This window comes from Sphingobacterium tabacisoli (assembly GCF_017908035.1).
Taxonomy (GTDB): Bacteria; Bacteroidota; Bacteroidia; order Sphingobacteriales; family Sphingobacteriaceae; genus Sphingobacterium; species Sphingobacterium tabacisoli.
Genome location: NZ_JAEQMU010000001.1, coordinates 1 through 21960 on the forward strand (window position 1 = coordinate 1; position 21960 = coordinate 21960).

Annotated in this window: 15 protein-coding genes; 4 read left to right on the forward strand and 11 right to left on the reverse strand. The window is 38.7% G+C overall.

Features of this window, described 5'->3' with window-relative positions:
• Window positions 1–343 precede the first annotated feature (343 nt).
• From JKG64_RS00005 to JKG64_RS23295, 5 genes are all read right to left on the reverse strand, one after another.
• Entirely contained in the window at window positions 344–1723 is a 1380-nt protein-coding gene (locus JKG64_RS00005) for a RagB/SusD family nutrient uptake outer membrane protein (RefSeq protein ID WP_210352304.1), read from the reverse strand.
• 37 nt (window positions 1724–1760) lie between these two features.
• Window positions 1761–5411, reverse strand: a complete 3651-nt coding sequence (locus JKG64_RS00010; protein WP_210352305.1) for a SusC/RagA family TonB-linked outer membrane protein — start codon at window positions 5409–5411, stop codon at window positions 1761–1763.
• A gap of 138 nt (window positions 5412–5549) precedes the next feature.
• Entirely contained in the window at window positions 5550–6728 is a 1179-nt protein-coding gene (locus JKG64_RS00015) for a FecR family protein (RefSeq protein ID WP_210352306.1), read from the reverse strand.
• A 92-nt stretch (window positions 6729–6820) separates the two neighbouring features.
• Window positions 6821–7411, reverse strand: coding sequence for an RNA polymerase sigma factor (locus JKG64_RS00020; protein ID WP_210352307.1), 591 nt, complete (start codon window positions 7409–7411; stop codon window positions 6821–6823).
• A 190-nt stretch (window positions 7412–7601) separates the two neighbouring features.
• On the reverse strand, window positions 7602–7769 hold the full coding sequence (locus JKG64_RS23295; RefSeq protein WP_210354279.1) for an N-acetyltransferase: 168 nt from the start codon (window positions 7767–7769) through the stop codon (window positions 7602–7604).
• A 360-nt stretch (window positions 7770–8129) separates the two neighbouring features.
• Between JKG64_RS23295 and JKG64_RS00030 the strand changes: the two genes are divergently transcribed.
• Together JKG64_RS00030 and JKG64_RS00035 are read left to right on the forward strand one after the other, a co-directional pair.
• Entirely contained in the window at window positions 8130–9008 is an 879-nt protein-coding gene (locus JKG64_RS00030; protein WP_210352308.1) for a hypothetical protein, read from the forward strand.
• 499 nt (window positions 9009–9507) lie between these two features.
• A complete protein-coding gene (locus JKG64_RS00035; protein WP_210352309.1) occupies window positions 9508–10443 on the forward strand; it encodes an Rpn family recombination-promoting nuclease/putative transposase in 936 nt (311 codons plus the stop codon).
• A gap of 378 nt (window positions 10444–10821) precedes the next feature.
• Here the strand turns inward: JKG64_RS00035 and JKG64_RS00040 are convergent, their stop codons facing one another.
• From JKG64_RS00040 to JKG64_RS00065, 6 genes are all read right to left on the reverse strand, one after another.
• A complete protein-coding gene (locus JKG64_RS00040) occupies window positions 10822–11211 on the reverse strand; it encodes a hypothetical protein (RefSeq protein ID WP_210352310.1) in 390 nt (129 codons plus the stop codon).
• Window positions 11212–11931: 720 nt separating this feature from the next.
• On the reverse strand, window positions 11932–13044 hold the full coding sequence (locus tag JKG64_RS00045; RefSeq protein WP_210352311.1) for a TlpA family protein disulfide reductase: 1113 nt from the start codon (window positions 13042–13044) through the stop codon (window positions 11932–11934).
• A 10-nt stretch (window positions 13045–13054) separates the two neighbouring features.
• Window positions 13055–14473 (reverse strand): RagB/SusD family nutrient uptake outer membrane protein, encoded by a 1419-nt coding sequence (locus JKG64_RS00050; RefSeq protein ID WP_210352312.1) that lies wholly within the window; start codon window positions 14471–14473, stop codon window positions 13055–13057.
• A gap of 4 nt (window positions 14474–14477) precedes the next feature.
• Window positions 14478–17972: a SusC/RagA family TonB-linked outer membrane protein gene (locus tag JKG64_RS00055; protein ID WP_210352313.1), complete on the reverse strand. Its 3495-nt coding sequence runs from the start codon at window positions 17970–17972 to the stop codon at window positions 14478–14480.
• A gap of 242 nt (window positions 17973–18214) precedes the next feature.
• A complete protein-coding gene (locus JKG64_RS00060) occupies window positions 18215–19339 on the reverse strand; it encodes a FecR family protein (protein ID WP_210352314.1) in 1125 nt (374 codons plus the stop codon).
• Between the two features lie 131 nt (window positions 19340–19470).
• Entirely contained in the window at window positions 19471–20064 is a 594-nt protein-coding gene (locus JKG64_RS00065; protein ID WP_021070485.1) for an RNA polymerase sigma factor, read from the reverse strand.
• 180 nt (window positions 20065–20244) lie between these two features.
• On the opposite strand from JKG64_RS00065, the gene JKG64_RS00070 reads away from it, so the two are divergent.
• The gene (locus tag JKG64_RS00070; RefSeq protein ID WP_210352315.1) at window positions 20245–20823 is read left to right on the forward strand and encodes an RNA polymerase sigma-70 factor; all 579 of its coding nucleotides are present in this window, start codon (window positions 20245–20247) and stop codon (window positions 20821–20823) included.
• Between the two features lie 134 nt (window positions 20824–20957).
• The gene (locus JKG64_RS00075) at window positions 20958–21947 is read left to right on the forward strand and encodes a FecR family protein (RefSeq protein WP_210352316.1); all 990 of its coding nucleotides are present in this window, start codon (window positions 20958–20960) and stop codon (window positions 21945–21947) included.
• The last annotated feature ends 13 nt before the right edge of the window (window positions 21948–21960 follow it).

Genomic DNA, 21960 nt, shown 5'->3' on the forward strand with positions numbered 1-21960 from the left:
TAAGGTAGATACAAATTAGGGCAGCCAACGAGGGCTACCCTAAACAGGCTGGTACAAGACCGCCTAAAACCTAAAATTACAAAAAAATATAAAATTGACTTGTATATTAACACAGAATCTAAAAAGTAACCAATAGTCGTCATAGCGAGTCTGAGGAACGACGGTGTGGCAATCTAATTGTCTTAAAATACAGATTGCTTCGTCATTCTTTACCGATTGTCTCCGACGTAAAGAGCTCGTCGGAGACAATCGGTACAAGCTCTCGAAAAGACGAGAATTTTGACCTTTTTGGACAGTCCCTATTCGAAAACTAATGATGATAATATCAGCTTCCGGGCTTTAGTTAGGGGTTATTGGGCATCCCAGGATTTGCATCAATAACTCCCCGAGGCAGACGTAGGGTCAATCTTAAAGGATCTAAGGTATGTGATTCCATAATAGCGCCATTTTGACCATCGTACGTGATATGTGTATAGGTCGTATTCTTGAATAGCGGATCATTCGATAATCTTCGCATATCAAGCCAGCGATGTCCATATAGAGCAAATTCCCGTACACGCTCTTCAATTACAAATCTTATCAAGTCATCTTTAGATACAGCATTCACAACAGCATCAGCCTCGGGCATGCGCATTTTTCTAAAATTCACGAGTGTGGTACGCGCTTCATCTGTCAGGTCTAGGCGTGCTTCACATTCTGCTTGCATGAGTGTTACGTCAGGCATCGTGACACCGTGGGCTACTTGTGCGCCTGTGGGACCTTTTCTGCGTTTCATTCCTGTTACCGGAAATGTTCCCGTTCCTTGATACGGAACATTTGTAAAAGATTTTAAGCGCATATCATTTGGTTTGTACAATTCGTTTACCCAAGGTGCTAATAAGATTTCATTTCCGTTCAGTATCCATTGCGATATACTTATCCGAACCATCACGTCCTGTATATTATTAAATCCTGATCCTACTGACCAATTAGGGTTCGTATAGGTCTGGTTAAAATCATATAGCCCCACTTCGAAACTTGTCGGCAAGTGTTCTTTTGCTGTTTTTATCCACTCCAGCGCACTTTTATAATCCGCCATAAACCAATAGATTTTGGCCAGAGTGAGTTCTGCAGCTGCACGGCACATACGAAGTCTATGCGGTACATTTATAGGCATATCCGGTATAGAAGATTTAAGGTCTGCTATAATCGATTCGTATACCTCTTTGACTGTAGCCCTTGTAAAATTGTTTTGTGTCACATCAGCTATAGTGATAAGCGGTATCCCGAGGTCGGTCGCAGCTGTTTCTGGATTGTAAGGCTTGCCGTAATAATTGACCAGCATCATGTTAAAATAAGCTCGAGAAGCGATTGCTTCAGCTTGGATACTTCGTTTATAGGCCATCGATCCTTCTTCAGAACTCATCACCTCATTGATTATTTTATTATAGAGGTAGATGTTCTTTATCGGATCCTGCAGTTCAGAGGCACTTTGTTCCTGCTCGTAGACATCCGCTTCCCACCGAAACAAGCGCTGGAATCGTAAATTGGTCGCATTAAAATAGGTAGATAGCGTCGACACATCATCGCCTAACACCAATAGCGGGATGTCAAATCCGATGGATTGAGAAGTATAGAGCATATTTTCATACTCAAAGGTTTTACTGGCTATTAAGCTCCCTTTTGGAGCAACTTCTAAGAAGTCTTTTCCACAGGAGGTCAAGAGCGTTGTTAATAACAACATTAAGCCAAATTTATTTAAGAGAGTCATAGTTCAACGGTTAAAATGAAAGGTTAGCCCCAAAAGAAATTGTATTTTGTCCGGTACGAAGCGTCCGCGTACCCCCAAAAGTTCCTAAGCCTTGAAATTCAGGATCTATACCGTGTTTATTTGCTTTCCAGAGCATGATGTTGCCCACTTGACCAAATAGACGAAGATCACTGATATGTAGCGGCGCTAGCAGCTCCTGAGGGAGGTTATAACTGAGTGTTAGATCTCGGATCTTCACAAAGGATGCATCCAGAACATTTGTATGACCTAGCATATAATAAAAGGTACTACGACGTGAACTGTTGAGACTTGTATTACCTACGAAAGAGGGTACAACAGTCGTTAACTCGTCACCTGCCGCCTTCCAGCGATCAGCAAAATCACTATGAAAATTATTTTGATATGCATTGACTGTCGTATATCTGTTATTCACATCTCTACGCATCACATGACCGGCATTAAATACCATATTGATTTGTAATCTCCAGCCATCGTATCGAAAACTATTATTAAAACCACCAGACCATTTGGGTTGGGTTGTACCCGAGTACAGGATGTCTTCCGGTTTAGACACATTTGGCTTTTTGGTTGTGCTACCATCACTCAATTGGATCAAAGGATCTCCCAGGTCATCAAGACCAACGTAATTGTAGGCAAAAATAGCGTAGGCGGAGTAGCCTTGCACGTTTCGTTCACTGACTTTTCGAGCTCCGGTTGTTATACTATTGGCATTATAGGACTGGGTTACGCGATTCGTATTATAAGCACCATTGAGGGTTGTCCTCCAGTTAAATTTGCCGCGCTGTATGTTGTTGGTCGTTAACGAAAGCTCTAAACCGCGGTTTTTAATTTCTCCAGCATTGCCCAGGATGGTAGGGGATACCGCCGCTGCAAAAGGATTAAGCAACATCAAGTCAAGTAATCCATCCGTCTTTTTCCAATAAGCATCTAGGGATCCTGTGATTCGATTGTTAAGCAATCCAAAATCGATTCCAAAATTCGTGTTCTTGGTGAGTTCCCAGGTCAACCTTCTGTTTGCTGGACTATTGATGGTGTATATATTTCCATTAGGTACTGTATATCCAGAGGGAACACGCGCTAGTAAAATATCCTTTGAAGCAGCTGTACCTGGCGATGGCGAGTTTCCCGTGATACCATAGGTCGCTCGTAAGCGTAATTCATTCATCCAATCAATTTCATGGGCAAAACTTTCTTTTTTAATATTCCATACGCCCCCTATACTATACACAGGCTTATTTTGAGCCGATTTATCTTTTCCAAACAGATTCGATTGATCAATCCGCCAGCTCGCATTAACGCCATATTTCTCAAATAGCATATACGTTAGCGTAGAATAGAAGGATATTAGCCGAGCATCTAGATTTTGTACGGAATAAATATCAGGTGAGTAGAAAGCTAATCCGCCTGTTGTCGGATATATTATTCCTTGGAGTGTACTAGATGAAAGTGTTTTATAGTCCACCATCTGTACCGTATTTAGATTATCGTCAAAGCCCCGGATCAGTTCAAAGACATTATCCGTACTTTGTGACTGTATCTCATTTCCTGCCAGTACTGTGATTTGATGTTGTCTACCCGACCAGTTCTTGTTAAATACGAACTGATTTCTCAGCGTATAATCTTCTCTACTGGTATTAGAGGTACGCAACCGCCCGCCGTTACGAGGCATATGATAAGTTACAGCATTCGTAGAAGGATTGAATACAGCGTAGCTTAAGATTTCCTTTCTTACATCAAAAGCCTTTTGATCCTCAAATTGCCGAGATTCATTTTTGCCTTTGGTATAGCTATACGTACCTTCAAAACTTAATCCTTTGTACAGGTCTACTTTTAGTCCTGTGTTTATCCTTACCGCTAGACCATTGGTGCGTGTGTAGCCAAATTCTGGTTCATCTAGCGGAACATAGCTTAGATCGGTTTTTCCTCTGGATTCTGCTGTATTACGGAGTTGATCCGTGAGCTGACGCCAAGAGATATCTATGTTATTTCCATTGACATCCTGAAACAATTGGTATGGCGTAAACCGAGAATCAAAATTTGTCCAAGGATTACTTCTCCCCATATTATTAGTCACATCCGTTACGAGGTAAAGATTGACTTTAGAACCAAATTTGAAATCCTGTCTGAGGTTAAGTTTAAATATATCACTGGCGTTATCCGGCCTATTGCCGATACCTCTATTTCCGGTATAATTCAAAGAGCCATAAAAAGCATATTTATCGGTAGCACCACTGGCTGCTATCGAATGGTTGTTGACAATATTATTTCGAAAGAACAAATCAGAAATCTGTGCACTGTTGGAGAGTTGCGATAGACTATCCAATCGTTGGTTGACCTGTTGTTGAGTCGCAAGTCCCCGGCTCAGATCATAAAGTGCCAGTTCATGCGGAGCCACTATGGGGGTTGTGCCAGCGTTTATATTTGTCCAAGGCACGATCGTTGCGTCAAAGCTTTCCCGGGCAGCCTGTATATAGGATCTGCTATCAAGGGTAGGTAGGTAACTTAAGTCTGGCCTAGTCTGTATCCGCAAAAAGTTGCTATATTCTAATTTTAACTTTCCACTACCTTTCTGACCTTGTTTGGTTGATATCACAATTACCCCGTTCGCTGCGCGGGTACCCCATATGGATGCTGCGGTAGCATCTTTCAGCACGTTTACTTCCAGTACGTCATTCGGGTTTATCAAGCTGATATCTTCATACGGGACACCATCCACGACAAAAAGCGGAGATCTGCTCGTTGTAGATACTCCAAATCCACCGATGTTGATGGTACTGCCTACAGTCGAAAGACCCCTAACTTGAAATTGATCCCCGCCCGGCGCGTTATTGACCGTGAGCCCGGGGATTAGACCATCGAGCCGCTGAATCACATTCATCGTCCCGACCCGGTCGTTATAGATATCCATGTCAGGTTTTGAAATGGATCCAGCAATTCGTTCTCTCGCAATACTTTGATACCCCGTATTGACAGACACGTATACCTCATCCACGTTATTTAGGTCGGGAAAAAGACGTACAGTTACGGCCGCATTCGACATTATTTGCTTGTTGATAGGTATCTGTTGGGAGCGATAGCCGATATATGAAATGAGTAAAACATCTTCCTCACCCACGTTTATACGAAAGCTCCCATTTTGGTCAGATTTTGTAGATTTGTTTGCATTTCGGACCATGATGCTAGCTCCCGGCAGAGGCTTGCCAAGAGAGTCTACAATACTACCAGTTATTTTTAAGGAATCCCGTGTCGATATCTTTTTGATTTCCTCGCTCTTTTGCGGTGCATTTTTTTCCGAAAGAAAGATGGTTTTGTTTCCGATACGATACGTAAATGGTTGATCTTTTACGACTAAGGATAAAAACTGATCAAGTTGCATGTTTTTGGCATCGATGCTTACCGGTTTAGCCTTTTCTAATAAATCTAAATTGCCGAAAACAGAATAATCGGTTTGCTTTTTGATAGCAGCAAATACATCTTTCATCGCTAGTTTTTTCGTTGAAAGCGTAATTTTTTGCCCCATAACCGGAAATAAGGAGATCACTAAAAGTAATGTTCCCATCCACTTTAAAGCGTCTGATGTCCAGCCATTGAACTTTTTGCATCGAGATTTTTGCTCGTGTGCATTAATTATTTTTTGCATATTTTTGTACTAATTAGGTTAATTAAAATGTTGCACATTTTTGTCGACCAATTTTCACCGGGAATGTTGCTGCATTTCCGGTTTTTTTGTATATCGTCGACTCGTAATTGTTAGTCGAATTTGTTCTTTTATATGGTGTTAATTACTTAATATCGTTAACCTCCTTTCTTTTAATTTGAAGCGAATACCCGATTCCTTTAAGGCATTCAATATATCAGAGAGACTTTCTTCGCGGCTTATTTCACCAAAGAATCGCGTCTGTGGTATGTTGCCTGCATAGTTCACCTCGATATCATACCAGCGTTCGAGCTGTTTCATGATTTCTTCTATGCCAGATCCGTCAAAGTTAAATACCCCTTTTTTCCAAGCCAGTACCTGATCGATATTTTCTCCATGTAAGATGGCTATTTCTCCACTGGATTTGTTTGGGTCAATGCGAGCCTGCATACCGGGTTTTAGTACGGCTAGTTTATTGTTATGTTGCACGCGCACACTACCTTCTATGAGTGTCGTATTGATTGTTTTTTCATTGGCATAGTTGTTTATATTAAAATGCGTGCCCAGTACTTCCACTTTAGTATTATCGGTAGTTTTTACAATAAAGGGCTTTTGTTTGTTCGGGCTCACTTCAAAATAGGCTTCGCCTTTTAATTGTACCATACGGCTGTTACTATCAAATACCGTAGGATATCGCAGGCTGGAAGAAGCATTTAACCATACTTTGGTCCCATCCGATAATACGATTTGATAAGTGCCGCCACGAGAAGTCTGTAATAACAATAGTTGAGCGGGTTCCACCGTTTCACCGCTCACCGACGATCCATCGGTATACACGATTCCATCTTTATTGACTACAATTCCACTTTTAGATTCGTTAAGATCTATGCGGCTGCCATCAGCCAGTAAGATGTAGGCTTCACCCTGTGCTGGTTTTATATCGCTTACATGACTTTGTTCAGTCCTGTTTTGCTTAGTATATATCCATGTGCCTATTCCACCACCTATCACAAGAAGAATTGCCGCTACATAGGGTAGCCAGTAACCAATCGTTTTGATAGGTCTATTTTCTTCTGCGGCAGTTAGTATCGGCGACTCGTTTTGTATATGCTTTAACGTACGAGCGATATCAACAGGTATACTGTGAAAACTTTCAAGATCTTCTCGCAGTTGGTTAGCATCATCGATTTTTCGCAGTATATTTTTATTAGCCTCCGAACTATTTGTCCATTTTTCTAACTTTAGTCTACCCTGTTCATCCAGCTCATTGTTTAAATATTGCTGCAAAATCGTAATAATTTCATTTCTATCTAGCTCCATCTTGATTCGTATTGATAGTCAATTGGTGTCGTCTTAATAGTAAAACGAGAAGTGTTTGGTAAATCTTTGGAAAAAAAAATAAAAAAAGTAATCTAATGGAAACTAGCGAAAAGTAGAAGGTAGAAAAAAGGATTGGTCTTCTTGAATAGCGCCCTTATTGCTTTCGTCGCCTCGTGCTTATGGATAAAAACCGCGTTTGCCGATATGGATAGCCGTTCCATGATTTCATCGGTCGTTAGTCCATCAAAATAACTGAGCAAGAATACTTGTTTTTGTTTTTCGGGTAATTTACAGACCTCCTCATAGATAGCGTTGAGGAGCTCTGTATAAATAAGATGTGATTCAATGGTCTCGGGTGCCAAAATAAGAAGCTCGTCATTTATACTTATATCTGAAGGACGGTTTTTGGGTGATTTTAAGTAGTCCAGACACGCATTTCGTATGACCACATACAGATAAGACTTCAGTTCAGAAGCGCTGCTTAGTTTCTCTCGTTGATTCCATGTTTTTAGAAAGCTGTCATCAATGATTTCTTCGGCTACCTCTAGGTTATTCAATATGTTCTTAGCAAAAAAAAGCATCTCACGTTGATGCTTATTGATAAAGTATTCCAGTGCCACGACATCTCCGCTTTGAAAGCGTAGAAGCATATCATTATCTTTAGGATTAGCACTTATGCTCATGGATACTTTTGAGAAATTGTTGCTAAATAATGAAATCTTTAGCAAAATAGCAAGCAGATTGAAGATGAGATGACTGCATTCCTGCTGACTATTATATTGGTTTTGCCTTATTCTGATAGATTCTATTCCCCCTCTAAAAAGAATTCTTGGACATTTCAAATGTTGAAGAGCCAACAGGAATCTCTTAAATTTAAGAATAATATTTCATTAAGTAAGACGATTCTTCCTCAGCGACTATTTTAAAGCCCATATTTAAGTACAAATCTTGTGCTGTATTGGATTTTAAGACACTTAGTGATACTGTTTTATTTGATAAAGTTGCTTCTTGGATTATATTTTTTAATATAAACCTACCAATGCCTTTGTTATCTCTATCTCACACATCCTGCGCTCAATTTTTAGGAGACCAATAGCCATCTTATTCAGTTCGATAATGTAGGCATGATCAAAATGGTAATTTATTTAGGGAGACATTTCGATACAGAAGTGCCTTTTAGAAGTTTCGTCTTGGTCAATTAAAAAATGGCTAGGGTAACGTTTCTACCATTCCGAATAATTTGCGGACAATTGCTTGAATAATAGCATTTTTACCCGTGTTTTATAGCGCTATCACAGATATCAAGATATTTTTTTTGAATGTTTCGTTACTGCTTTTCTTTTTATCAGCTGGTTAAGATATTTGTTATGTAGCTATTTCATAACCCTTAGATAAATTGCAATGCGTTTCAAAGCACAGACTTCCGAATATCATGATCACTTTTCAGTTCCTTACTTGCACGATATTACTTTTAATACACCGATTTTTGTCATCAACTACAATTATAATGGACGTGAAGGAGTACTGTATGTCAAGCAGGAAAATGCAGGCATTACCGGTCAGGTCAACGATCGAATAGTGCTTTATATGCTAAAACACGCCCAATCTTTAATATTACCGACCCGCCTGCCACAATATTTCCAAGGCGATGAGTTTATGAAGTGTTCCTTAGATGCACTTTTAGATCGGCTTTCTAGGGATAATGAAATTAACGCATTAGATAGCTTCCTCTTGAAAGACCATCTGCGTCAGCATTCCGAGTCAGAGTGGGAAGACATAATGGAAGAGGTGCATTGCAGCATGACCTTTCAGGAAGCATATCATCAACTTCTTTTTCACGGTATCCAGGTCGATGCCTTTGTCAGTAGTCGGCTCAATGACGGTTTGCTTGCCGCTGCTAAGAAATATTTCGACGCTAAGTCGCAAGATATTAAGCTAGGGTATACAACGAATGAACTAGTCTCCTCTTATGTAAATATCCCTGCCGACCTTTATCAGGAGATTGGCAATTGTGAGATCACCAAGATTATTTCTTGTTTCAGGACTCAGCTGGGCCTCAATATTGGTCCGGTGTCGGCCTCTAATATTTTGGGTTCGATTAAAATGCAAACCACACAGCTACAAGGTGCCGTATTCCTCACGACACTGGTAGATAGACAGGATGACGCCTGGATTAGTCAGTTAGTGGGCGACAGGTGTGATACGTATCACATGCCGGATTTAGTATTTACAAGTTATAGTGTTATTCCTGCCACCAAGAGTGCGATTTCAGTTTTTTGATAGGAGTTTAGCTTCAAGATACAGTATAAAGCGTATTTGGCAGATAGCCTTAGACGCTTTAAATTAAACAAAAATAACCCGAATTGAATAAACTGTTCGAAACATAAAGGAAATAAAGTTGGCCAATTTGACTAAAAATGACCAACTAAAAAAATTACAGACTTTATATTCTGACACAAATGTAAGTAGCCTATCCTAGATCGCAGTCAGAAAATTATACTTCCGAATATTTTGTTAAATCTATTTGTTTTCTGAAGAAATTCCGATCTGTCAAATCGTTTTTTATTTATTTTTCGAAAATTAGTTTGTTTCCCGTATTAGGGGGCTTTTAAGGGGGATTTATTTAGATTCTCTCTTTTCATGGTTTAGTTTTTTCTTTCGGTAAATTCTCTTCTATCCTTTAGATTGTTATTTGCCATTTTTGATTTTAGTTGCTAATTATTTTAGTTTTAACGATTTTATGTTTGTATATTTGTTTAATAACCAATGATTAAACGATATGACTAAATCAAAGAAGCATCTGGGTAAGTATGTCGATCCACGAACCGACTTTGGGATGAAGTTTTATTTTGGCCGGGAAGAAAATAAGATCTTATTGATCGAATTTCTTAACAGTCTGTTTGAAGGTGAAAAAGTAATTGCTGATCTCAAGTATAAGACCGTAGAGCATGATGGTGATCAGGAAGATATGCGTCGCGTTGTTTTTGATTTACACTGCATAGGTAGTGATGGTGAAATTTTTATAGTCGAATTTCAACAATTATTCCAGGAGTTTTTTAAAGACCGTGCTGTGTTCTATACCTCGCGGTTGATTAATAAGCAGCTTGCCAAAGGGAAGAAAGGGAATGATTATCATTTGCCGGAAGTCTACTTTGTGGGTATTCTGGAATTCGATATGAATGGAGGGGCGAATGTTGCGCTGTCCCGCGAGACCGATCGCCCCTATTTTTATGATGTTGCGTTATGTGATAAGCATACCCATGAGGTTTTTTATGACAAGCTAGGGTATAAGATGGTCTCCCTTCCTGTTTTTAATAAGCAGCCAGAGGAATTAGAGACGATAATGGATCAATGGCTCTATCTTCTTAAGCATCTGAGTACCATGGATAAGCTACCTTCATTTTTGGACAAACGGATATTTGGTCGTATCTTTGCTATAGGAGAGATAGGAAAATTAAAAGAGGAGGATCTGATGTCATACGAAGCAAGTTTAAAACAAAGACGGGATGCGGAAAGCGTTTTTAATTCTGCCTTACGCTCTGGCCATGCCAAGGGTAAGGCTGAGGGTCGAGCAGAAGGTCGAGCAGAAGGTTTGGCTGAAGGCGAGCATAAAAAAGCTATTGAGTCTGCTATTAAGATGTTGAAGAATGGATTTGAGGTCAAGATGATCTCCGAGATTCTTGGATTAACTGTTGAAGAGATCGAAAAGCTTTAGCTAGAATACATACATATATAACAGATTAAGATAGCCATCCGGTACGACTGGGTGGCTATTGCTGTTTTATCAGCTCCCGTTAGGGCGATGCGAGTGCTTGCTCAGGTGTTGTGTTATAATGATAGAAGTGTTATATTTAAATATTCATAAAAAGGTCCCGCGCTAGCGGTTTAAAATTGGTTTGGTATAGCCCTTGTGTCCTAGCGAGGGCTATTTTGTGTTGAGTGTGTGTCCTTAGATTGTAAGTATTTAAATAGAATCAGGAATTGAATTCGGAAAAACCTCTCTTTGAAAAGAGTCATCTGCATGGAGACTCACCAGCATAGGATATTAGAAAATGCTTATTACAACTTATAATAGAGGGAGATAAGAGTTTTGTTAGCGCCTTTTGACAAAAGCTTGAACAATCATTTTTACCAATAAGTAAGCACCATAACCTAAGGCTATTAACAAGCCTAGCCCATAAAGTGTCGATAATGTTTCAAAACTCGTCAAAGCCATCAAACCAATAGAAAATCCTGCTACACCTACAATGTATAAACTATTTTTCCACCCAAACCAATAGGTTAAATAAAAGTATGTACCCACTGTTCCAATTATTGGCATTATGTACAGTGCCGAAGAGTTTCTTAGCTCTTCGGGATAATTGGGGGTATATAATAATTTATACAATATGATTATGATAGCAATGTTAAAAGCTATTTTAAATAATAACCCATAAAATTTTGCGGATGATCTGTGATCTTCCTCTTCTTGGTAGTAACTCATCTTAATTTTTTGAAATATAAATCCTACAAAAACTTACGCACTCTATAATGTCACGATATCAGTTCCCATTTCAGATGGGGCAAATTTAAGTTTGTAGCTCTCAATTATTTCCTCATGAATTAGATCTAAAAGTTTCTTTTTCTCTTGGTTCATTTTTTAAAGATACATAAATATTAAAAATGCCAATATTATAAGATTAAAATATAAAAAGTCTCCCGGTTGGCAAAAGGTACAGGTTTTAGTTTAGAATAATTTCCGCAAATCTATCCGCGATGTATTACCTATATCGCATGGAGGACCAAGCGATATAAGGGCGTTAAATGATATTATTTCGACCGATTCTGGTGCTACCCAATTGCTTTCCGTAAGAGTGGCTTTACTTTGCTCGCCAAATATTGCTAAGGGTACCGGACTTACCGTTGAAGAGTTTAATGCAATGAAAAGTGCTGTTGCTTTCCTTCTTTTTTAATCACTCATCTAAGTATGCTTTACATGTACTTTTTGATATTATTAAGGGGATCTTAATGCATTAGAAGCAAAAAACACTGTCATAGCAAATTAGGGTTTCGAGGATCGTGCTAGCTCAATTTCATTTTAAAGTATCTACGGGCTTCACAAATTATATAAAACTAGAAATGCGAAGTCCAGTTAGACTTCGCATTTGAATAACTAAAAAGGTAGACGATTATTTTCCGCTTTTCCAGTCAACTACATAACGGATCATTTAAGTTCGCCTTTTTTATAAAGAGCAATTTTATCTTTATACTCTTGCACCGTGTAATCCATAACAGTGCCGACCATAGTACCTTCTTTGAGTGCTTTTTCAGCGATCTCCAATGCTTTTTTCTGACTGATAATAGCTTTCTCAAAATTACCACCTTTGGCATAGCAGGTAGCAATGGCGTCAGCGACAAGAGGATTAGTTATTTTATCTTTATCAGGAAAGTTGTCTGCTAACCAAATGTATGTTTCATTCGATAGTCCGTCTACTTTGTAGATTTCAGCCAATAAGAGTGAGGAGATTGACGGATCGGCAACTAAAGCTTCTTTAGCAAAATCCACAGCTTGTCTCTCATCAATTTCTGTCAGAAGAGTTTTGAATTTGGTAATATCCATCATCTTTTTATACTCTGGTTTTTCGCTCGTTAATTTATCCATTAGAGCAAAGGCTTTTTTATGATCTTTTGCCAATAGAGCTTCTTGTATTGGATTAAATAAGGCCATCCTTGCTTCCATATATTCTCGTTCTTTTTGAGCATTTTTATCAGCTTCCGCTTTAAATGCTTTTTCGTCAAAGCTACCGTCAAGTACTTTTGGTAGGATTGCGTCTAATCCATTTGGATGTCCTAACCAAACTATGCGGTTATCTTTTATAATAAAGCTTGCCGGTATACCATTCTGTCCAGCTGCTTTTAGCCAATTATTGCCCATATGCTGCTCGCCATTATCGACGAATACAGTATAGCCCATATTCGTGTCGTTGCCTCTAACAAATTTCTCTACGTTAGGCACGACCGTTTCATAGCTTTCTCCCTTAGAAATCTTCTCCCATACGTTTACTCCTACAAATGTGGCTTTTCCTTCATACTGTTTCTGAAGCTCGGTTAAATGGGGCATAGCTTGCTTACAGGGGCCACACCATGTTGCCCAGAACTCCATAACATAGATCTGCTGGGGATCAAAGGTATTAAATTGAGGACCTTTTAACCACTTTGAAAAGCGGATTTCAGGAGCGATATCACCGACACCTAGTTTACCATTGTTTTGGCCAAAAGTGGTATTTAAAAATAGTGTGCAGATTGACACTATTAAAAGCATTATTTTATTTGTCATTTTTTTTGTTTTAATAATTCTGGGTAAGTGTTTCATTAAATTGAGTCGCGCTCTGCGGGAATGGTAAAATCCATAATGGGGATTTGGGAGATAATGTATACGTCTTTCCATTAATTGTCCTTCGAATAGTTTCAGCATATGTACCTTCACTGTTCCATCTTTTTATGTTGACAAAATTTCTCCAGGTGAATAGGAACTCAATCCTGGATACCTTTTTTAGATGAGCCATAGCTTGTACTTCGTCACTTGCAGAGAGGTGTACATAGACTGCGGGATCAATGCGTCGTACGCGGATTTTTTCAATTTCTGCCATACCCTCAGCTATCTTATTTGTCCTTATCAGACACTCAGATTTCATCATAACTAGATCTGAAACAGTCAATCCCGCACTGTTAGACTCATATAGCTGAGCTATCCAAGCAGGAATATTTTGGAGACCTACGTATAGAAATCCGAACTGATAATTGTAAACGTTAGTTCTATCTTTAATAATATTTCCAGGCTCGTAATAGTCACTGAGAATTTCATAGGTGGGTGTAAGTATTGAAGGGTCAAAGGCATTCGAAAAGGCATAAAATAGGTTGTCTGGAGCTTTTAAGCCAGAGCGGGTTAAAGTTCTTTTCTCTAGTACAGGCTCAGCTAATAAGGGTCTATGATCTTCTAAAGTACTATTATACTTTAGTGCTTCATTCGTGGCTATGAGCGCTTCACTGTAGTTGCGCATAGATAGCAGTATTTTGGCCTTCACCGCATAAGCAAATCCTTTGCCTACTCGCATACTGTTCTTGGGATGATCAGGCAACGTATTTAGTGCCAAGGCAGTCTCTACATCTTCCAACAGATTATCATATACCTCCTTTACGGTATTTTTAGTATTAACCTCTTCAAAGTTTATGTCTTTGACATAAGGGATGCCACCATCCGTGGCTGCAGTACTTGGATCATAGGCCTTAGCATACATATTGACCAAAAGGAAGTGCATGAATGCCCTTAACACATAAGCTTCAGCTTTCAGTTGGGCTAATAATTTTTGATCACCTTTTGCACTATTCGCATTAGTCAATACAATATTAGCGACCATGGCGATGTTTTTGTAAAGACCATCATAACGGCCATCGGTAGGGGTTAGCGCTGCCCGATCAGCAGTTTCATCATAGGTGAGCAATACCTTGTCCATAGTAACCACATTCGATGATATAACATTTGGAACATTGTATGCCAGAAGATACATATCATTTGCTATCAGTGAAAGACGATTCATATTAAAAGTACTTCCAGAATACTGCACGTTGAGCAATTGGTCAAGATCCTCTACTCGATCCAATAGGTTCTGACCCTTTGGTACAAAGTCCGTATATTTTGCACAACTGATAACTGTACTTAGTAGCAGTATGCTACATAAAATATATATATATAATCTTGTTTTCATTTTTTTAAAAATTAGCGTTAAGACCAAATACAAACGAAGTCGGAATAGGTGCGCTACCTGTTTCCGGATCTATATGTACGTCGTTCTGTTTTATCCATATTGATTTTGGATTATTAAGTTGGAGACGTATCCTTAAGTTATTAGCTCTTACTTTCGAACTTATCTGTTGTGGTACGGTATAACCAAATACAATATTTCTGATTTTGATAAAATCGGCCTTACGAACCAGATTGTCCGAATAATAGTATTGGTTAGTAGGAGGGATTTGATAAAATTCGCCACTTCCTGGTACATCTGTATCTTTATTAGTAGGCGACCAACTTTCCAATAGATAGGATGGCAACGAACCGTAGTTAGGCATTTGGTAGGGTAGTGGTACAGGTCTAGCTCTAAAATGATGCCCTCCATAATATATCGCATATATACCAATATCAAAGCCTTTGTATGAAAAATCGTTGTTAAAGCCGATATTGACTTTAGGGTCTTCACTACCCGAGTATACGATAGCTTCAGCCTCTGTAGGCCCGAGGGTTGTTTTTGTAGGAATACCAGCTGTATTAAACCACTGGGCCATACCCATATCATCCAATCCTGCAAAGCGGAAAGAAAATATTGAGTTTACCGGATATCCAACTTTGTAAGAACCTCCTCCGGCCAATGTAATTGGATTTCTGGTCAATTCATCCACTTCGGTTATTTTGTTTTTATTCCATGCACCGGTGAGCTGAGACGTCCATCTAAATAAGCTTTCTGATCTCATCCAATCATAACTAAGACTGAATTCGAGCCCTTTGTTTACCATGCTTGCATTGTTAATAATCATTGAATTGAAACCTTCTGAGGGATCCATTCTTTTTACAGCAAATAGATCTGTTCCCTTCCGATGGTACCAGTCTAGTGTCCCTTTTAGACGGTTGTCAAATGTTGAAAAATCAACACCTACATTTGTTGTTGCCGTTTTTTCCCAGCGCAATTGATCATTAGGTGGGTTTGATACTGTAGCGTTCGGAAGTTGTGTCAGATTATTCGTTCCCGAGGTCGCGGCTAAGCGCGCTGTTACATTTTTAATATTCCCTGTTAAACCGTAAGATGTTCTAAGCTTTAAATAGTTAATCCAAGTGTGAGCCTTTATAAAATCTTCATTGGATACGACCCAAGAAGCCCCCATCGACCAAAGGGGTTTTCCTCGATAACGCTCGTCTCCACCAAAAAGGTCTGCATAATCCTTGCGCAGAGATCCAAATAGATTATATTTCTGTTTGAAGCTATAGGTCAGATTAGCATAACCTGAGGCAAATCGATGCATTTCGTCTCGCTCTAATCCCATAGTAGATAGTTCTTCAAAGAAATGGTATTGTCTTGTTGGGTAGTTCATATTCCAGAATGTCCCCATGTTTCTATTGAAAAGGTCATTAAAGTTCACATTGTTTGTAAATTGAGTCTGAAGCTGGTCATCATATCCCAACAAAATTCCATGTTGGCCATAATTACGAGTCTGGCGTATCTCAAAACCTGCTAAACCTATAATCCGGTGATCCTCTAGGCTACGATCATAATTAGCTTGCATACGAGCGGTGTAGTTAGGACTTCTTAGCGCTGAGGTATTCAGTTTACCTCCTTTAGGCAGCATTGCAGCATAGGTTCCGTCAGTTTTAGTGTATACATTCTGTAGCCAGCGCATTGTATAACTTTCCGCTTCCGAATAGCCCGACATATCCGTTCGAATATCTTCATACTGAAACATAGGACTCAATATAAGTCCTTGTATAGGTCTGATATCCATGTTTACATAGTAACGAGTATGAAGGGAGGAGGTGTTCTTAAAGTCACGTTCCAGTTCATCTAGATGATTAAATTCTGCCGAATACAGTCCCGGAATAGTTTCAAATATATTGTTGTATGCGTTAAATCTATTTGTAGTGTAATATGCCCGGCTACCATCATCGTTTAATAATCTATAGTATGACGGCACATTAAATGGAGTAGTTGCAAATTGGTTATTATGTATTTTGTTTTTACCAATTACGCTATTTACTCCATAATTGATATCAAGCCATTTATCAGGTGTATACGTACCTTTATAATGAAGATTGATCTGCTTATCAAAAGCATTGATAATGCCTTGATTATTGGAAGTATAGTTGATGACTAAATTATTTTGTGTTCGTCCACTGTTGGTACGCAAAGCCAGGTTATACTGTTGCCCAATTCCCGTTAATAAAGCATGCTCCCGGTATTCTTTAGCAAAATCATTTTGTCTGTAGCTGTCTAAAATAGCGTCCAACTGTGTTTGTGAAATTTCATTTTTGGTGAACTGGTAATAACTATACCGTATAGGCGATATAGGATTACCTGTGTTTATATCGCTTTCCAATTGATTTATGGGATTGGCAACAGAGCCGTTACCTCCCGAAAACCACCACTTATAATAATTACTTTCCCATTCTACTTGTTGACTGGGGGTCATATAGTTATTGTAGCTATAATCAGGTTTTTGTGTTAAAGTCAGGTTTGCGGCAGCTTCTACAATGGTTTTTCCTTTTTCCTGAGCATTTTTAGTTGTGACTACAATGACCCCATTAGAAGCTCGGGCACCATAGATCGCAGCGGCCGCTGCATCCTTCAGTACGCTTATACTCTCCACATCGTAAGGATTCAGGTCGCTGATAGATCCTTCAATAGGAAGTCCATCGACAACGATCAATATATTTGCATTTGCATCTAGTGTGCTTACACCCCGTATGCTGGCTTTTCCCTGATACTGCACCAGACCAGGTACCACTCCTTCAAGATTTTCCATGATATTTACGGCGTTTCTTCTGCTAAGTTCTTTGCTACCTATAGTGGTCACCGATCCAGTTACGTTTTCTCTGCTTATTTTCTGATAGCCTGTGTTTACAATGGTGATTTCCTCTAGGTTTTCCATTAGTGGCTTCATGTGTATTATCAAATACTCCTTCTGCGCCAGTTGGCCGCTTGTGACAGCAGTTTCATTTATTTTATATCCAACATAAGTTATTTCCAGAATATCACCGATTTCCAGTCTTTCAAAGCGAAAAAAACCCTTATTATCTGTAACGGATGCTAGAGTGCTCCCTTTCACCTTTACGGTAGCACCGATAAGAGGAGTTCCTTTTTCATCAATTACCAGCCCCGCCAGTCCTTGTTGGACAGTGTTGTTGGAAGATGGTACGATTGCACTGGATTTCCCTTTTGTAATGACTACCGATTTTCCTTTGATGGTATATTGTAAATTATGTTCTTTGGATAAGCGCTCGAGTGCTTGTTCCAGACTTACGCTTTTTAAGCTAAGGTCTATTTTCTTGTCTCCTTGTAGCACTTCTTTATCCAATAGGAAATCGTAGCCTGTTTGCTGCCGCAGTTTTTTAACGACAGTTTCCAGGGTAACATTTCTTTCGGTAATACTGACGTTCTGGCCATAAGAGCTTGCATAACTGTGTACGAACAGTGTGGTTAAGAATAAGAATATTAACTTCATAATTAATAACATTTTTGGTGGTCGTGACATATACCGCCATAGGTGCATTAAAGCATTTTTTTCCATACTTTTGTTTTTGGGTTTAATGATTAGTGTTTTTTTAGATTGTTTAGCAGAGCATGTGAATAATCTGATAGCTTACGTTGACCCCGATTTGCCGTAAAGTGGTAGCACACTTTACGGTTTTTTTGCTATCCGACCTTTCTTGAAATAAGTTTAATTATTCATATTATTCTTGATTATTAATGAGGCAATACGGTTACTTTTCGTCCTTGAATTTCAAACCTTATTTTGTTCGTGCGTTCCAATTGACTTAGAATTGAGACAAGATCATTTGATCTCGATACATATCCCCATAAACTTAATTCTTTGGGAACATCAGCTCGATAATCCACCTTTACATCATACCAGCGACTTAAGGTTTCCATTACATCAACCAGGTTGCCGTCAAATTTGAAGAAACCATTCTTCCACGCAAGCACAGTTTCTAAATCTTCCTCGTGTATACTTAAACGCCCTGTTTTGCTAACAGCCTGTTGACCTGGTGAAAGTATGGATGACTCGCCGTTGGAGAGTACTTTCACACGACCTTCAATGAGGGTCGTTTTGACCACAGCTTCTCCACTTTTATACGCTTCAATATTAAAATGAGTTCCAAGTACTTCTACTTTTTGTGAAGCAGTCTCTACCACAAATGGGATTTTTGATTTTGCGATCTCAAAGTATCCCTCTCCTTCAAGAGAAACCTTGCGGATACTACCGTGCCCTATAGTAGAAGAGAATGATATAGACGATGCAGAATTCAGCCAGATTTTAGATCCGTCAGGTAGTACCAATTGATAAGTCTCGCCTTTTGCCGTGGACAATGTATTTTTTGTATTAGCACTTTCGCGACTAGGTTTTTCGAAGCGATAGACTAAAGACCCCTCTGCCGATTTTGAGACAATAACCCCGGATTCTGTTGTAAGCTGACCGACATTGGCTTCACTTAAATCAATTCTAGTACCATCTGACAATGTGAGTGTGGCGCCTGCTTTTCCTGGATTTATGGGAGTTCCGCTATAGTTTTGTACAGAATAAATCTTAGATGATGTACGGTATAGGTACATTCCAGCAAAAGTCAGTGTAAGGATTAGAGCAGCCGCGTAAGGCAACCATTTAAATCTAGAAGTACCTGATCGCAGTGATTTACTTTCTAAAGCCTCCCATATTTCCGATTTAATGCGTGCATAGTCTTCTGTTCCATAGTCTTCAGATGCAACGATAGTCCGGTAGGCATACCAATCCTCGATGATACGGTTTTCCTTCTCAGAAGATTTTCCCGAGAGATACTTTTTTAAAAGCTTCTTTCCTATTTTCCTTTTCATTGTATCTTTTGACTGGTTAGTATTCACCTAGATAGTTATAATACAAATGAGAAGAAGGTTGGGAGTAGATGAAAATTAAAAAAAAATGTTTTTTTCTTAACGATAACTTAATAGTATTGTTTTAGAGGTTGTTAATGCCCTCTCAAAAAAACTAAAAGTAATAGTCCGTAAGAACTATACATAGAAAGTCGTTGCTTAAGTATTTTTAGCGCATTTTGTACCTGTTTTTTAACAGTAGTCTCACTGATGCCCAGCTTTTGAGCTATTTCGCGATGGGACAGATCTTCAATCCTGCTCAGTTGAAATACTTCTCGCATCTTAGTTGGAAGTTTATCTATCTCATTCGTAACCAGTCTTAAAAGTTCCTTTTCATCTAGTTTTTCGAGGGTTTCGTTGGCTACGATCTCACTGAATTTACCAATTTCCGATAGATAGTCACTTTTCGTTTTACCTTTTTGTATAAGATTGAGGACACGACTTCGAGAAGCAATATATAAATAACCTGAAAGATTTTGATTCTCATCCAGATTATCCGATCTTTCCCAGATAAAAGTAAACAGATCTTGGATCACGTCCTTGGAGGCATCTTCATCCCGTAATATCTGATTTACTTTATAGTACAGTACTATGGCATAGCGCTCATAAATTTCAGCAAATGCAAGTCTGTCCTCTTTTTTAAGAAGAATTACAAGTTGTTGATCTGAAAGTTGTTTGTAGCTATTCATTAAGTTAAATATGTCAGCCGATAAAATTAGGAAAAATTTATTGTCTAAATAGATGTACCGAGTCTGTAATCTATTTTATGTCTTGTAGCGTTTGAAAATCACATCTGTATTGTCATTATAGACTGATATTATATCTTTGTGTATCTTTGTTGGCATCATAACTTCTAAATCTTTCTGTCCGTGAGTAGAGAAAAGAGCATAAAGTCTGACCTGAACCTTTTAGCTGAGCTGCGTGATGGTAGCCAGCAGGCTCTGTTAGAAATTTATGACCGTTATTACGATAAGCTTTTTTTTTATGCTTCAAAAGGTCTTTATGATAAATTCATTGTTGAAGATTTATTGCAGGACACCTTTAGCTATATCTGGGAGAAACGGGCTAATCTTGTTCTTACCCATTCGCTGAGCACTTATTTGCACACTATTGTCAAATATAAAGTGTTTCAACAGATAAAGACGTCGCTCAATAGGGATGAAGGGCTAGCCCGTTTTGGTGAGCATTTGCAACAGACAAATGAGCTCACACCACACCAACTGTTAGAGAATAAGGAAGCTCTTAAATTTCTTTATTTCAAATTAGATGAATTGCCCGAAAAATGTAAAGAAGTATTCGTACTGAGCCGTATAGACAGACTATCGCACAAAGAAATAGCTGATAAACTTGGGATTAGCACAAAAACTGTAGAAAACCATATTACGAAGGCTGTCAAGATTCTAAATATTTCAGCTAGAGTTCTCTTCATACTTTTCTTCTCAGAATAGTACTTGCATTTTGTACGAGTCTGTACTGTCTTTTCTTCGCATTATAACAAGAACAAATTTATTTTAAAATAAGTTCAGGTTGGAGTAGGGGATTTTCTACCCTATGTTATACTAATGTTAAAAAATCATAAACCGTGGATTCACAAAAGCTGATAGAACTCATTGAAAAATATGAGATAGGAATTATTACTATAGAAGAACTATCTCTATTAGAAAACTATTATTCCTCTTTAAATGAAGGGAGTCATCTCCAAGTTGACTATCAACGCAAAGCAGAGATTCGTTTTGCCTTAAAAGAGTCGATTGAGATCCCTTCCGTCAAAAGTTATCCATATTGGAGATATGCAGCTGCCGCCTGTTTACTTGTTTTTCTGGGATTAGGAGCTCTTTTATTCAAATTTGACTTTTCTTCCCCCAGATCCAACGATGTTGTCTCTTTATCCTCGGATATCACTGATTTGGTCAAGCAGCAGACGATGAATAAGGAAAAGCGAATCGTTATATTGCCAGATGGCACCAAGGTAATTCTTAATGCTGGTAGTCAGCTTGTTTACGATAAAGAATATGGTCAGGTTAATAGAACTGTCAAGTTGGTCGGTGAGGGATATTTCGACGTAAAGCATGATCCGCTTCATCCTTTTGTTATTGAGGGAGTCAGTTATAACATACGCGTGCTAGGAACTACCTTTAACCTCAAAAACTATGTTGGTGAGGTTTCAGAAACAAGTTTGATTAGTGGCTCCCTTGAGATTTTAGATAAGGAGACACATAAAAGACAGGTTCTGTTAAAACCATTACAAAAATTTGTAATGGATAGAAATCAGCTCTTATCTGAAAGTAAGGTGAAAAATATGGTTCCTATCATGGAGACCAGTAATACAATTATTGGAGAAGTAGCCTGGATGCAAAAACGTCTTGTATTCCAAAACGCCAAAGGCGAGACCATCTTAAAAGATCTTGAGCGTGCATTTGACGTTAAGTTTGATGTACGTTTGACAGAGATACTAGAATACCAGTTTACAGCAACTTTCGAAGACGACTCTTTAGATAATATTTTAGAATCCCTAAAATATGTAAAGACCTTTAAGACCAAAAAAGAAGGTAATAAAATAGTCATTTACTAAAAAGACACTTAAA

Excerpts from the sequence above, each read along its gene's own strand:
- JKG64_RS00005 (WP_210352304.1), bottom strand. The coding sequence starts at position 1,723 with ATGTTGTTATTAACAACGCTCTTGACCTCCTGTGGAAAAGACTTCTTA.
- JKG64_RS00010 (WP_210352305.1), bottom strand. The coding sequence starts at position 5,411 with ATGCAAAAAATAATTAATGCACACGAGCAAAAATCTCGATGCAAAAAG.
- JKG64_RS00015 (WP_210352306.1), bottom strand. The coding sequence starts at position 6,728 with ATGGAGCTAGATAGAAATGAAATTATTACGATTTTGCAGCAATATTTA.
- JKG64_RS00020 (WP_210352307.1), bottom strand. The coding sequence starts at position 7,411 with ATGAGCATAAGTGCTAATCCTAAAGATAATGATATGCTTCTACGCTTT.
- JKG64_RS00030 (WP_210352308.1), top strand. The coding sequence starts at position 8,130 with ATGCGTTTCAAAGCACAGACTTCCGAATATCATGATCACTTTTCAGTT.
- JKG64_RS00035 (WP_210352309.1), top strand. The coding sequence starts at position 9,508 with ATGACTAAATCAAAGAAGCATCTGGGTAAGTATGTCGATCCACGAACC.
- JKG64_RS00040 (WP_210352310.1), bottom strand. The coding sequence starts at position 11,211 with ATGAGTTACTACCAAGAAGAGGAAGATCACAGATCATCCGCAAAATTT.
- JKG64_RS00045 (WP_210352311.1), bottom strand. The coding sequence starts at position 13,044 with ATGACAAATAAAATAATGCTTTTAATAGTGTCAATCTGCACACTATTT.
- JKG64_RS00050 (WP_210352312.1), bottom strand. The coding sequence starts at position 14,473 with ATGAAAACAAGATTATATATATATATTTTATGTAGCATACTGCTACTA.
- JKG64_RS00055 (WP_210352313.1), bottom strand. The coding sequence starts at position 17,972 with ATGAAGTTAATATTCTTATTCTTAACCACACTGTTCGTACACAGTTAT.
- JKG64_RS00060 (WP_210352314.1), bottom strand. The coding sequence starts at position 19,339 with ATGAAAAGGAAAATAGGAAAGAAGCTTTTAAAAAAGTATCTCTCGGGA.
- JKG64_RS00065 (WP_021070485.1), bottom strand. The coding sequence starts at position 20,064 with ATGAATAGCTACAAACAACTTTCAGATCAACAACTTGTAATTCTTCTT.